12 protein-coding genes are annotated in these 12,860 nt (G+C 60.2%); 10 read left to right on the top strand and 2 right to left on the bottom strand.

What is annotated here, in order from left to right; all coding sequences use genetic code 11:
• Positions 1–18 precede the first annotated feature (18 nt).
• Positions 19–858: a UDP-2,3-diacylglucosamine diphosphatase gene (locus tag ACK6D9_RS16455; protein ID WP_412049321.1), complete on the bottom strand. Its 840-nt coding sequence runs from the start codon at positions 856–858 to the stop codon at positions 19–21.
• A 265-nt stretch (positions 859–1,123) separates the two neighbouring features.
• Here ACK6D9_RS16455 and ACK6D9_RS16450 point away from each other — a divergent pair, with 265 nt between their 5' ends.
• From ACK6D9_RS16450 to ACK6D9_RS16430, 5 genes are all read left to right on the top strand, one after another.
• Complete coding sequence (locus ACK6D9_RS16450; RefSeq protein ID WP_412049320.1) at positions 1,124–1,831, top strand: DUF1045 domain-containing protein; 708 nt, start codon at positions 1,124–1,126, stop codon at positions 1,829–1,831.
• Positions 1,832–2,971, top strand: a complete 1,140-nt coding sequence (locus ACK6D9_RS16445; protein WP_412049319.1) for an alpha-D-ribose 1-methylphosphonate 5-triphosphate diphosphatase — start codon at positions 1,832–1,834, stop codon at positions 2,969–2,971. It abuts the gene before it with no gap.
• Complete coding sequence (gene phnN, locus ACK6D9_RS16440; protein WP_412049318.1) at positions 2,972–3,574, top strand: phosphonate metabolism protein/1,5-bisphosphokinase (PRPP-forming) PhnN; 603 nt, start codon at positions 2,972–2,974, stop codon at positions 3,572–3,574. It begins immediately after the preceding gene.
• A 334-nt stretch (positions 3,575–3,908) separates the two neighbouring features.
• Positions 3,909–5,801, top strand: coding sequence for a methyl-accepting chemotaxis protein (locus ACK6D9_RS16435; protein ID WP_412049317.1), 1,893 nt, complete (start codon positions 3,909–3,911; stop codon positions 5,799–5,801).
• A 77-nt stretch (positions 5,802–5,878) separates the two neighbouring features.
• Positions 5,879–6,466, top strand: coding sequence for a hypothetical protein (locus ACK6D9_RS16430; RefSeq protein ID WP_412049316.1), 588 nt, complete (start codon positions 5,879–5,881; stop codon positions 6,464–6,466).
• Positions 6,467–6,763: 297 nt separating this feature from the next.
• On the opposite strand, the gene ACK6D9_RS16425 is transcribed toward ACK6D9_RS16430, so the two are convergent.
• Positions 6,764–7,168 (bottom strand): rhodanese-like domain-containing protein, encoded by a 405-nt coding sequence (locus ACK6D9_RS16425; protein ID WP_412049315.1) that lies wholly within the window; start codon positions 7,166–7,168, stop codon positions 6,764–6,766.
• A 140-nt stretch (positions 7,169–7,308) separates the two neighbouring features.
• Between ACK6D9_RS16425 and ACK6D9_RS16420 the strand changes: the two genes are divergently transcribed.
• From ACK6D9_RS16420 to ACK6D9_RS16400, 5 genes are all read left to right on the top strand, one after another.
• The gene (locus ACK6D9_RS16420; RefSeq protein ID WP_412049314.1) at positions 7,309–8,583 is read left to right on the top strand and encodes an NAD(P)/FAD-dependent oxidoreductase; all 1,275 of its coding nucleotides are present in this window, start codon (positions 7,309–7,311) and stop codon (positions 8,581–8,583) included.
• A gap of 244 nt (positions 8,584–8,827) precedes the next feature.
• Positions 8,828–10,474 carry an FAD-binding dehydrogenase gene (locus ACK6D9_RS16415; protein WP_412049313.1) on the top strand — a complete coding sequence of 549 codons (1,647 nt, stop codon included), beginning with the start codon at positions 8,828–8,830 and terminating at the stop codon, positions 10,472–10,474.
• Positions 10,475–10,587: 113 nt separating this feature from the next.
• On the top strand, positions 10,588–11,145 hold the full coding sequence (locus ACK6D9_RS16410; RefSeq protein ID WP_412049312.1) for a thioredoxin family protein: 558 nt from the start codon (positions 10,588–10,590) through the stop codon (positions 11,143–11,145).
• Positions 11,142–11,852, top strand: coding sequence for a phosphoglycolate phosphatase (gph, locus tag ACK6D9_RS16405; protein WP_412049311.1), 711 nt, complete (start codon positions 11,142–11,144; stop codon positions 11,850–11,852). The genes ACK6D9_RS16410 and gph overlap by 4 nt, the downstream gene beginning before the upstream one ends.
• A 222-nt stretch (positions 11,853–12,074) precedes the next feature.
• Positions 12,075–12,836, top strand: coding sequence for a Crp/Fnr family transcriptional regulator (locus ACK6D9_RS16400; protein ID WP_412049310.1), 762 nt, complete (start codon positions 12,075–12,077; stop codon positions 12,834–12,836).
• Positions 12,837–12,860 lie beyond the last annotated feature (24 nt).

Raw genomic sequence — 12,860 nt, 5'->3', positions numbered from 1 at the left:
AGCAGTTGGGTGGACCTGTCAGGCCGCCTCATTGTGAATGTCAGCGTCGTGGTGATGTTCTTTGGACAGCGCCTGGAACGCAGCCTCGGCGGGGATCCGGCGCGACCAGTCGATTAGTTCGATGCGGCCATCTGGGTGTTCGACGATGGCGGTGCAGCTTTCCACCCAGTCGCCGGTATTGATGTAGCGCACGCCGCCGCGCATCTCGTTGGCGGCATGGTGGATATGACCGCAGATGACGCCGTCGGCGCCGTGCTTGCGGGCCTCGTCGGCCAGAACCTGTTCGAAATCCGAGATGAAATTGACGGCGCCCTTGACCTTGAGCTTGGCCCAGCGGGAAATCGACCAGTAATCCAGACCGAGCAATTTACGGGCCCGATTGTGCCGCTTGTTGGTCCACATCGCCATTCCGTAGGCGATGTCACCCAGATGCGCCAACCAGCGATGGTTCATCACGACCATGTCGAATTGGTCGCCGTGGATAACCAGCAGGCGCTTGCCGTCGGCGGTTTCGAACAGATCGCGCTCACGCACCTCAATTCCGCCGAAATGCACCCCTTGATAGTCCCGCAGGAGTTCGTCATGGTTGCCCGGCACATAGATGATCCGGGTACCCTTGCGAGCCTTGCGCAACAGTTTCTGGACCACGTCGTTATGGCTCTGGGGCCAGTAGAAGCCGCGCCGCTTCATGCGCCAGCAATCGACAATGTCGCCGACGAGATAGATCGTCTCGGCGTCATGCTGGCGTAAAAACTCGATCAGCAGGTCCGCCTGGCAGTCGGGCGTGCCGAGGTGAATGTCGGAAAGGAATATCGTCCGGTAGGATTTTGTCACGGGATCCGCCTGAACCTTGAGCATTTGCGTTGCTGGCAGGCTTAGACACGATTCAGTTTTCAGTTTTGTGACGGTCGCTGCGGCGCCCACGGACGGGGCAGTCCGACGGTGCGCGTGGCTGTCCTGGTATCGGACGGATGGGCTGAGCCGGGGACTGATGGAGCCAAGGCTGTAAAACAGACCGGCAAAAGGTCACCCTGGAGGTGTGGCCTGTTGCGGTTGTGGTGTAGGAGTTCGACAGGAAAGTGCCGCGCTGGCGTGGATTGTTGATCGGCAGGAGACAGCATTGATGCGGTATGCATTTTATTTTTCACCGGAGCCCGACACCGAGCTTGCGCGGTGCGGCGCCAGTTGGCTGGGGCGTGATGCGGTGACCGGCGTTGCGGTTGAACATCCGGAACTTGATGGTCTGGGTGCGGACCAACTGGCGGCAATCACTGCGCCGGCCCGCCGGTATGGATTTCATGCCACATTGAAAGCGCCGTTCCGGCTGGCGGATGACATGAACGAAGCCGGACTTGTGGGCGCCATGAGGGATTTCGCGGCCGCGACTTGCGGCTTTGACCTTCCGTTGTTGACGGTCGCCAATCTGGGTGGGTTCGTTGCGCTGGTGCCGGACAAAGCATCGGCTGGATTACAGGCGTTTGTGGATGCGGTGGTGGCGTCATTCGAACCGTACCGGGCACCGCTGTCGGAGGCCGACATTGTGCGGCGGAACCCGGATCGGTTGGCGCCCGAGGAGCGCGACTACCTGATGCGTTGGGGCTATCCTTACGTGTTTGATCGCTTTCGCTTTCACATGACGTTGAGCCGACAGCTTGACCAACCCGACCTTGACCGGGTTTGCGAGGCGGCCACGGCGTATTTTGCGAAGGCGTTGGCGCAACCGGTTGCGATCAACGCGCTGAGCCTGTTTGTCGAGCCTGACCCGGGAGCGCCGTTTCAGCTTCACACCCGTGTGCGGCTCGCGCCCACTGAAAAGAGAAAGACCGCCTGAATGAGCCGTGAGATAATTCTGAGCAATGCCTGGCTGGTGCTGGAAGACGGGGTGATGAAGGGGAGCCTGGTGATCCGCGACGGCGTCATAGCCGACATTTCCGAAGGTCATGTGGCTAGCGGCGAGGACATGGAGGCGGACTATCTCGTTCCCGGGCTGGTGGAACTGCACACCGATCATCTTGAATCCCATTATTCGCCCCGTCCGGGCCTGCGCTGGAACGCGATGTCGGCGCTGCAATCCCATGACGCGCAAATCGCCTCATCGGGCATTACCACGGTGTTTGATTGCCTGCGGCTGGGATCTTATGCCGACGGCGGATTTGAGATGGGCGAAATGCGGATGATGGCCGATACAATCGCGTCTGCCCAGTCGGAAAACCGGTTGCGGGCCGATCACCTCATTCACTTGCGCTGCGAAGTTTCGGCGGGCGATGTGCTGGATCATTTCGTCGATTTTAGGACCGATAATCAGGTCCGGTTGGTCTCGCTGATGGACCACGCGCCCGGACAGCGTCAGTTCCAGACGATGGATCAGTTTACGCTCTACTACAAGACCCAGCGTGGCTTGAGTGATCAGGCTTTCGCTGAGTTCGTGGCCAAGCGCCAGGCGGCTTCCGCACGTTATTCCGACAGTAACCGCAAGGTGCTCGCCGAGGCCTGTACGGCACGCAACATCACCATTGCCAGTCATGACGATGCGACGCTGGGGCACGTTGCCGAGGCCGTCGAGCTTGGGGTCGGTCTGGCGGAATTTCCGACCAGCATCGAAGCCGCACAGGCTTCACATCGGGCGGGGATGAGCGTGTTGATGGGGGCGCCGAACGTGGTCCGCGGCGGATCCCATTCCGGCAACATTGCTGCTACCGAACTGGCCCGGCTGGGTGTTCTCGATGTGCTGTCGTCCGACTATGTGCCGTTCAGCCTGATCCAAGCGCCGTTCATTCTGGCCGAGACGGTGGACGGTCTCGATCTGGCGGCGGCGTTCCGGCTGGTAACCGCCACGCCCGCAAAAACCGTGGGGCTGGATGACCGTGGCAGCCTGACATCCGGGAAACGCGCTGACCTGGTCCGGGTTCGTCGTCAAGCCGGGGTGCCGGTGGTGCGCTCGGTCTGGCGGCAGGGTGAGCGGGTGGCATAAATGGGCTATGCGGAAGAAAGCCGCGGGCCAAGACCGACCCCGGGACGGCTGATCGTTGTGCTGGGGGCAAGCGGCTCGGGCAAGGATACGCTGATTTCCCATGCCCGCGCGCAGCTTTCCGGGATAGATAGCCTGCTGTTTGTCCGGCGCGCCATCACGCGCCCGGGCGATGATGGGGCCGAAGATCATCACGCGATGACCGATGCACAATTCGAAGCGGCGCAAGCCAGCGGAGCCTTCGTCCTGACCTGGACCGCCAACGGATTGCGCTACGGCCTGCCTCGGATGCTGGAAGCACATCTGTCAGATGGTGGAGTTGCGGTGGTTAACGGATCACGCGGCGCCTGGGAGGCTCTGCTCAAGATCTTTCCGGATGCCATGGCGGTGGAAATACGGGTCGATCCGGCAACATTGGCAGACCGTTTGCGGGCGCGCGGACGTGAAAACGAGATCGAAATCGAGGCCCGGTTGGCACGTGCAACAGCTTTGGAAAATCAGTCATCGGCAAACGCCGTGATTGACAATTCTGGTCCGGTGGAGGCAGCGGGTGCTGCGCTCAGCAAGATCATTCGCAATGTGCTGGCCGAAGGGCCGTGCGGCTAACCGGCTGCCCGACGATGCAAATACAACACAAAGTTGTTTGATTGCGTGGCGCCACCATGCCGCTGTACTCGAAAGAGTGGAATTCGGGACAGTCCTCAACATCGAAGCGATGATTTCGGGACAAATCGAGAAGAAAACTCCATTCAACTGCCTCAAAACATGACAAATAGGCAAAATCTCCTGATTTTCGCCCCCAAAAATTAAGGGATTTACAACCTGAACGTCAGAAGAATGCCTCTTATAGTTTAGTGCCTCGCCATCGGTATGACACCGGCGGCCCCGCAATGATTGCATAGTGAAGGGGAGCGGCTCATGCCCTCGTGGAGGGGTTCACATGGGTTTGAAATCGATCGCCAGCCGTGCCGAAAAGAGCAAGGGTTCGGCGCGCAGCATTACACAAAAAATCGCCATCACCGTTGTCTTGATCAACATCCTTGGTTTGGCGGTCACCAGTTTCGCCATTTCCAAAATGTCCAGTGCGAGCCAGATGGAAACGGCGGAACGCAATTGGCTCAAGGACACGGCGCAAATAGGTGCTCAGGCATCGGGTGGGGTGAAATGGGGCAAGGCCGACGCGGTGCGTTCTGCCTACCAGATTTTCCAGGATGATCCGAAGCTCTCGTTGATCGGGTTCGTCGCCTACAATCAGGCTGACGAGCAGGTCGATCTTTGGACCCGGTCGGAAAATCCTGACGCGGCCTTGAGCGAAGTGCTCTCGAGCGCAGCTACCGACCTGAGTGAGCCGGTGATCGTTGAGACTGCGTCTGCAGTCGTCATTTCAGCGCCGCTGCCGGTTGACAAGGAGGGCGTGTCGCTGGGCCAGGTCAAAACTGTCTGGTCGACCGACGACATTGCCGCATCATCGCGCGATTTTGCCCTCAAGGCGATGGTTTCACAGATTGCAGTGCTGATCCTGTCAGTGGCAATACTGCTCTATGCCATGCGGCGGTTTGTCGGACAGCCGCTCGCGCAAATCAATCAGCGGGTAGCTGCGTTGCAGGCAGGTGATATCACCAGTGCTGTTCCCCATGCCGACAAGGGTGACGAGATCGGTGTTGTCGCCCGGGCGCTGTCTGAATTTTGCGACGCGTCGCGGGCCAAGCTCGAGGCTGATGCGGACATGGAGCGTCAGCGGGAAGCGCTGGAAGCTGAGCGCCAAGCCAATATGAGCCAGTCGGAAAAATCGGCAGAGGCCCAGCGCAAGGTTGTCGACGAACTCGGCCATGCGCTTGAAAAACTTGCAGCGGGCGACCTGACGGCCCGGGTTCCGGACCTGGGTGGCGAGTTTGCAGCGCTTCAGGATAATTTCAATCAGGCGCTTACCGCACTTGAGGCCACAGTCGGCACCATCGGTCAGGCTCAACAATCGGTGCAGGAGGCCTCTGACAGCCTTGGCAATTCCACCGAAGAACTGGCACGGCGAACGGAACAGCAGGCCGCGGCGCTTGAACAGACCGCAGCGGCGCTCGACGAGATTACTGCAACCGTCAAAGCCTCGTCGACGCAAGCCACCGAGGCAGGTGATCTGGTCGGCTCGACCCGCCAAGCAGCAACCTCATCGGTGGAAATTGTTCGCTCGGCGATCACCGCGATGGGCCGCATCGAGGAATCATCATCGCAGATCGCGCAGATCCTCAAGGTGATCGACGATATCGCCTTCCAGACCAATCTGCTTGCGCTTAACGCCGGTGTCGAGGCGGCGCGGGCCGGTGATGCAGGCAGGGGCTTTGCGGTGGTGGCGCAGGAAGTTCGCGATCTGGCCGGCCGTTCGGCCAACGCTGCAAAGGAAATCAAGGATCTGATCGAGCAAAGCGGCGCCCAGGTGAGCAGTGGTGTGGACCTTGTCAACAAGACAGGTGAATCGATGAGCCGCATCGAACAGCAGATCGCTGAAGTTGCCACCAGGATTGACGCGATCACCACTTCTGCGCGGGAACAGGCAACAGGTCTGACGCAGATCAATACCGCCATCAACGAGATGGACAGCATGACCCAGAAGAACGCGGCGATGGTGCAGGACAGCAACTTTTCGTCGCAGAAACTGGCGGGCGAATGCGATCGCCTTGCCGGGGTGGTGCGGTCGTTCAAACTGGCCGGTTCGGTGTCGCCGGAACGCGCGCCGCACCCTGCGCGGCCACAGGAACGCGCCGCCGCTGCGGCCCCGCGCTACCGCGCGCAAGGCAATGCGGCACTCGCAAGTGACCCCCAGTCCTGGGCGGAATTCTAGTCGCTACGGAATCGTCGGGGCCGGACCTTGATGAAGGGCCTGACGCCATATTTATCATCAACCGAGGAGAAAACTGAATGAAGATCAACCGTATCATGACCGCTGCGCTTGTTGCCGGCGCCGCTGCATTTGCCGCTTTCCCTGCCATGGCTGAAGAAGCACATGTGGCTCCTGTGAAGGAATTTATCAGCCAGAACGTCCAAACCTGGTTGACCGATCCGGCTGTTGTTGACGCGATCAAGGAACAGAACGACAAGACTTCAGGCCTGAGCCAGGCGGAGATCGACAAGCTGGACACGGATTGGCGCGCCCAGGCAACGGCGTCGAACAAGCCCTTCGTTGATGAAGTGATGGCGCGCGCGCTTTCCAAATTCCTGATGGATAAGAAGGAAGGCAGCCAGGGCATGATCACCGAGATGTTCGTCATGGGCGCCAAGGGGCTTAATGTCGGCCAGAGCGATATCACCTCCGATTATTGGCAGGGCGATGAAGCCAAGTGGCAGAAGACCTATGGCGCTGCTTCGAGCGAGGTGTTTGTCGATGGGGTCGAGCAGGATGAATCGACACAGGCATTCCAGTCGCAGGCAAGCGTGACCATCAATGATCCAGCTAGCGGCGAGCCGATTGGCGCCATCACCGTCGGCATCAATCTCGACATGCTGTAAATGCAGGACCGGGAGTTCATACTCCCGGCCCAATGCCTGGCAAGCCGTCCCCCCGAACCGGGGTGACCAGTCTGGACGCCGGCATCAACCCACGCCGCGCCCGCGCTCTAAAATGGGAGCGGGCGCGGCGCTCTATTCACGAAGCCGTCCAGACGATACGAACCATTTCCATTCGAACGCGGTGTGCTTCAGGTGCCGGACCAGTGGGTTTGCGCTTTTTGCGAAGGGCACTACGTCGCATGTGATCACGGGGGACGACGGCAACATCGAGGCATTGCTGCGTTAAACGTGGCTTGCTCAGTCGTGCCTGTCGGGTGGAAATTCGACCGGGCCGCCTTGGGCCTGCCAGGTGGAAAATCCTTCGCGGATATGCGCCGCTTCAAAGCCCATCTCGTTAAGCGTTGCCGTGGTCAGCGCCGAGCGCCAGCCGGAAGCGCAGTGGAAGACGAATTTCTTGTCTTGGCCGAACACCTCCTTGTAATAGGGGCTTTGCGGGTCGACCCAGAATTCGACCATGCCGCGCGGGCAGTGAAAGCTTCCTGGGATGAAGCCCGAGCGCTGGCGCTCACGCACATCACGCAAATCGACGATCACCACATCCGGATCATCCACCATGGCGATTGCATCGGCGGTTTCGATCTCCTCGATGCGCGCGCGGGCGCGGGCCACGAGATCGGCGACGGGGGTGATGGTACGGGACATAAGTCCTCCTGTTGATTTGGCCGCTGAACGTATTTGCATGATTGACGCAATCGGCCGCTTGGTTCAACACTTGCCGCGTCGAATGCCACCTTATGACTCGCCGGGCGGGCTTCGACGTCAGCATTATGGAGGCTAGAGGCATGAGAGTTTCGTCGACAGTATCGTTGTGGGATGAGACTGCCGAGGAAGCCGACCTGTCCGCTCCGATGACGGCGGATGTAACCACGGAAATTGCCATTGTCGGCGGTGGTTTTACCGGACTTTCCACCGCGCTGCATGCAGCCAGCCAGGGGCTCGATTGCTGCGTGCTCGAAGCCCGGCAGATCGGTTATGGCGGTTCGGGTCGCAATGTCGGCCTGCTCAATGCCGGGCTGTGGTTGCCGCCGCAGGATGTCCGATCGCGGCTTGGCGAAAAACTCGGTTCGCGACTGGTGGAAGTGCTTGGCGATGGCCCCAGCTATGTGATGTCGCTGATCGAAAAGCACCAGATTCGCTGTGAACTGACCCGGACCGGCACCATTCATGCTGCCCATTCCCCAAGTGGTTTCAAGGATTTGCAGCGAAGAGCTGAGGAATGGATCCGGCTTGGTGCGCCGGTCAGACTGCTTGACCGAAATGAGGCTGCTGCAAAGATCGGCTCGGACGCGTTTTATGGCGGGCTGCTGGATGAGCGGGCCGGCACAATCAACCCGATGGGCTATGTGCGCGGATTGGCGCGGGCGGCGAAGGCTGCCGACGCGCGCATTCACACCGGCGTGTCGGTGACGAAACTGACACCGAAGCCGGGCGGCGGTTGGCTGCTTGCGACCAATAGCGGGACGGTCTCGGCGCGATCGGTGGTTCTGGCCACCAACGCCTATTCCGACGATCTCTGGCCGGGGCTGAAAAGCAGTTTCGTACCAATAAATTTCTTCCAGATCGCAACGGCTCCGCTCGGCCCGCGTGTGGCTGATATCCTGCCGGAACGGCAGGGAATTTGGGATACCGGCACGATCATGTTTTCGCTTCGACGTGACATGGCTGACCGGTTGATCGTCGGGTCAATGGGGTCGGTGATCGGAGGAGACAACGGGCTGTCGGAACGTTGGGCGAGGCGGTTGCTCAAGCGGATGTTCCCGAAACTCGGGCCGGTGGAATTTGAGCAAGCCTGGCACGGCCAGATCGCCATGAACGCCGAGCACATGCCCCGCATTCACCGGCTGGCGGAAGGGCTCTACACGCCGATCGGTTACAATGGCCGCGGTATTGCCCCGGGCACGATCTTTGGCAAGGCGATCGCAGACCTGCTCGCCGGTGGCGATGAAGCCGATCTGCCGATGCCGGTCACCGGTATCAAACCGGAACCGATGCAAAGGCTGAAAACCGGCTTCTACCAGACCGTCTTTGCCGCAAATCAACTGATCCGAAGCGTCTGACGCTGGTTACGCGATTATCCGGCGAGGCAGTCAGCCAACGCCACCTCGCTTTGGAATTCAGGAGTGAGCTGTTCCCATGACGCGGTGACCCATGCCGTTGTGCGCGGACGTCTGTTCCGCTCATCGACACGGCTGCAAAATTGTGGTCCCGTTCCGGGTCTGGAACCAGTGCGGCCGGCGGTGTGAAGCCGGGGCGCCGAGGTGACCGCGACGAATTTGCCACGGGGAGGGAAACGCAATGGACATGTGTGACGTGATTATTGTGGGCGCCGGACTTGCTGGGCTGACTGCGGCGGCGGAACTCGCCGACCGTGGCAAGAAGGTGATCATTATCGATCAGGAGCCGGCGGGCTCTTTGGGCGGGCAGGCGTTCTGGTCGCTCGGAGGGCTGTTTCTGGTCGACACGCCCGAGCAACGCCGTATGGGCATCCGCGACAGCCGCGAGCTGGCGCTCAATGACTGGATGGGATCGGCGCAATTTGATCGTCAGGAAGATTTCTGGCCGCGCAAATGGGCCGAGGCCTACATCGATTTTGCCGCCGGCGAAATGCGGCCCTGGCTCCGCGCCATGGGCATGCGCTGGTTTCCGATCGTCGGCTGGGCCGAGCGTGGCGGATCGTTCGCCGATGGCCATGGCAATTCGGTGCCCCGGTTTCACCTGACCTGGGGGGTAGGGCCGGGAACTGTCGCGCCGTTTGAAAGAAGGGTGCGCGCGCATGTGGCGGCGGGACGGATCGAACTGAGATTTCGACACCGCTGCTCCAGCCTGCTCACCGAAAATGGCGCGGTGACCGGTGTCAGCGGCGAAGTGCTGGCAGATGATTCCAGCGCGCGCGGCCAATCAACCAATCGCGACATCATCGGTGATTTCGAGTTGCGGGCGTCAAGCGTGCTGGTGACTTCGGGTGGTCTTGGCGGCAATACCGATCTGGTGCGCAAGGTCTGGCCGCGCGATCGGCTCGGGGAGCCGCCGCGGCAGATGATCTCAGGCGTGCCGGCCCATGTTGACGGTCGGATGATTGCCATCGCCGAGGCCGCCGGTGGCCGGGTGATCAATGCCGACCGGATGTGGCATTACACCGAAGGTGTGAAAAACTGGAACCCGATCTGGCCCAATCACGGTATCCGCATTCTGCCGGGGCCCTCGTCGATGTGGTTTGACGCTACCGGCAACCGGCTCAAGCCGCCGTGCATGCCGGGATTCGATACGCTGTCGACGCTGCGCGAAATTCTCTCCACCGGGCATGATCATTCCTGGTTCGTGATGACCCAGAAGGTGCTGAAGAAGGAGGTGGCGCTGTCGGGATCGGAACAGAACCCGGATTTTGCTGCCAAAAGTTGGCTGCAGGTGATCCGGCAGCGGCTCATCAACAAGCAGGCGGCGCCGCCGGTCGAGGCGTTCAAGCAGCATGGCGAGGATTTTGTTGTCGCCGATACGCTTGAGGAACTGGTTGCTGGCATGAACCAGAAGGGCGGGAACCTGATCGATTTCGAAAAGCTAAAGGCTCAGATTGTTGCCCGCGACAGCCAGATCGACAATCCGTTTACCAAGGATGCACAACTGATGGCGATTCACGCCGCCCGCAACTATCGCGGTGACCGGCTGATGCGAACGGCCAAGCCGCACCGGTTTCTGGCGCGCGAAAACGGACTGCTGATTGCGATCCGGCTCAACATCATTACCCGGAAGTCGCTGGGCGGTTTGGAAACCGATCTCAACGGTCAGGTGTTCAACGCACAGGGCGAGTTGGTGCCGGGCCTGTTTGCGGCAGGCGAAGTCAGTGGTTTTGGCGGTGGTGGTTATCACGGCTACAACGCGCTTGAGGGAACGTTCCTCGGCGGCTGCATTTTTTCCGGCCGTCAGGCGGGTAGGGCCGACAGCATTGCCTGAACCGGCGTTGCCCGCCTTGAGGATCATGCATAAGACTGGCAAGAACTCTGATAGAAGCTGATCAAATGGCGGCGGCAACAGGCCCGCGGCCTACCCAATTCCGGAGACCCAATATGGCTGCTGTTCCCCCGCTATGTGATTTTGGATGGAAACCCGTCAACGCGACCCTGCCGGGCGTAGATGGCAAGGACCACGATATCCTTGCCCAGGCTGGCGAGAACGGGCTGGTGGTGGTGTTTATCTGCAACCACTGTCCCTATGTGATCGCGGTGATTGACCGGATCGTGCAAGTTGCCAAGGATCTGGCTGAGCTCGGCGTCGGCTTCGTGGCGATATCATCCAACGATGTTACCAGTCACCCGCAGGATTCCTTCGACAACATGAAGCTGTTTGCCGAAAAGCACGGGTTTCCGTTTCCCTATCTTTATGACGAGGATCAGGCAGTAGGCCGGGGCTGGGGCGCGGTTTGCACCCCGGACTTCTTTGGCTTCAACGCTGACATGGAGTTGCAGTATCGCGGTCGTCTGGATGCCTCGCGCAAGAAGGCGGGGGCCACCGGTCTTCGCCGCGACCTTTATGAGGCGATGAAACAGATCGTCGAGACCGGCAAGGGACCAGAAGAGCAGATTGCCTCGATGGGCTGCTCTATCAAGTGGAAAGACGCTTCGTGAGTGCGATCGTTGCGTCCACGCCCGGCGACGGAACATGGCCGAAAGCTGTTCTGTTCGATCTTGATGGCACCCTGATCGATTCCGTCCCCGACATCGCCGCGGCCACCAACGAACTGTTGGCATCAGATGGCTTGCCACCGCAATCCGTTGCGGCAGTGCGGGCGATGATCGGCAACGGGGTCAGGACACTGGTTGAACGGGCCTATGCGGCCAGCAACAGGTCGCTCACCGGCGCTGCGCTCGACGAGGCGACCAATCGGATGATGGCGATCTACGGCAAGCATCTGACCCGGCACACGACGATCATGGCCGGTGCTACTGACGTTCTCGCCGCGCTCGCGGGCGCCGGTGTCAAGCTCGGTGTGGTGACCAACAAGCCGGAGGCCTTTACCCGCGAGGTGCTGACGCATTTCGGCTTCGATGACTTTATCGAGGTGGTTGTCGGCGGCGACACTGGACTGACCCGCAAACCGGCACCCGACATGATCGAGCACGCGCTTGGCGTCCTCGGTGTGGCGGCCGGGGATGCAGTGATGGTTGGCGACAGCCCGGCCGATATCGATGCGGCCAGGGCAGCTTCGGTGACGAGCATTGCAGTGCGCGGCGGCTATACCAACGTTGTCGTCGAGCAACTGGGCGCAACCGTGGTCATCGACAGCCTGATTGACCTCGCCAGTGCAATCGAGGCGCTCAGGCAATCTGCCTGACAGGCACTATCTGGTATGGTTGGAAGGCTGGCGGATTACCCGGGTGGAATTCGGTGTCCGGCGAAGTTCTTTCCACAGCGCAAGGGCTCGGATATGCTTCCAGCCGATGATGCCGGGCATCTGGCAGGACCAAGTTGAACAGACCGCGACCGAACCCGGTGGCATTGTGACATCGCTGCGGGCCGTCGACCACCGAAGGCGCGACCCAACAAGGGACAACGAATGACCGAACTGGCCGAAGTCTCGTGTATGTGTGGCAAGTCCAGCAGTTGTGTTGTGCATAACAAGGCTGTGTGCCGGGCGGCATCTCCGGAAGCGATGGCGCAACTCGGCCGGATCGCCCATCTGCGTGAATTTCCGCGGGGCAGCGTGATTCAGGCGCAGGCCGAGCCCTGCAACATCGTCGGCAATGTCGTTGATGGCGTGGTCAAATTGTCCAGCGCCTCGATCAATGGCGACGATCATATCGTCGGGTTGCTGTTTCCATCGGATTTTTTCGGGCGATTGTTCAGCGATGAATCTCGATTTTCCTACGAAGCGGCGACCGATGTCACCCTGTGCACCATGAACCGGCCCGCCTTCGAGCGGTTTCTGGGCGATCATCCCGAGGTCGAACATGAAATGCTCAAGGCCAAACTGGATGAGCTCGACGCGGTGCGGGAGTGGGCGGCGATTACCAATGGTCATACCACCATGGAGCGCATCGCAACCTTGATCTACGTGTTTGCCAAACGCTCCAGGAATCAGCATCTCAACAATTATGATGCGGTTCATCCGGTGGTGCATTTGCCACTTAGCCGGCGCGACATCGCCGATTATCTCGGTACCACGCCCGAGACGCTGAGCCGCAATATCCAGACCCTGTCGCGTACCAAGGTGATCCGTATCCTTGATGCCAAGCATTTCGAACTACTCGATGCCAACGAACTGATCCGGCATTCGGGTGAATCGCGCGGTGATCTCGATAAAATCGTGTCTTCCTGATCACGTCACAAACTGGCGCGACCC

Source organism: Hoeflea sp. Naph1, assembly GCF_046837775.1.
GTDB lineage: Bacteria > Pseudomonadota > Alphaproteobacteria > Rhizobiales > Rhizobiaceae > Hoeflea.
Note: the sequence above shows the minus strand (reverse complement) of the source record. Positions and strands in the feature narration are given on the sequence as shown.

Bases quoted from the DNA above. Each gene is read 5' to 3' on its own strand.
- ACK6D9_RS16455 (WP_412049321.1), bottom strand. From the start codon at position 858: ATGCTCAAGGTTCAGGCGGATCCCGTGACAAAATCCTACCGGACGATA.
- ACK6D9_RS16450 (WP_412049320.1), top strand. From the start codon at position 1,124: ATGCGGTATGCATTTTATTTTTCACCGGAGCCCGACACCGAGCTTGCG.
- ACK6D9_RS16445 (WP_412049319.1), top strand. From the start codon at position 1,832: ATGAGCCGTGAGATAATTCTGAGCAATGCCTGGCTGGTGCTGGAAGAC.
- phnN (WP_412049318.1), top strand. From the start codon at position 2,972: ATGGGCTATGCGGAAGAAAGCCGCGGGCCAAGACCGACCCCGGGACGG.
- ACK6D9_RS16435 (WP_412049317.1), top strand. From the start codon at position 3,909: ATGGGTTTGAAATCGATCGCCAGCCGTGCCGAAAAGAGCAAGGGTTCG.
- ACK6D9_RS16430 (WP_412049316.1), top strand. From the start codon at position 5,879: ATGAAGATCAACCGTATCATGACCGCTGCGCTTGTTGCCGGCGCCGCT.
- ACK6D9_RS16425 (WP_412049315.1), bottom strand. From the start codon at position 7,168: ATGTCCCGTACCATCACCCCCGTCGCCGATCTCGTGGCCCGCGCCCGC.
- ACK6D9_RS16420 (WP_412049314.1), top strand. From the start codon at position 7,309: ATGAGAGTTTCGTCGACAGTATCGTTGTGGGATGAGACTGCCGAGGAA.
- ACK6D9_RS16415 (WP_412049313.1), top strand. From the start codon at position 8,828: ATGTGTGACGTGATTATTGTGGGCGCCGGACTTGCTGGGCTGACTGCG.
- ACK6D9_RS16410 (WP_412049312.1), top strand. From the start codon at position 10,588: ATGGCTGCTGTTCCCCCGCTATGTGATTTTGGATGGAAACCCGTCAAC.
- ACK6D9_RS16400 (WP_412049310.1), top strand. From the start codon at position 12,075: ATGACCGAACTGGCCGAAGTCTCGTGTATGTGTGGCAAGTCCAGCAGT.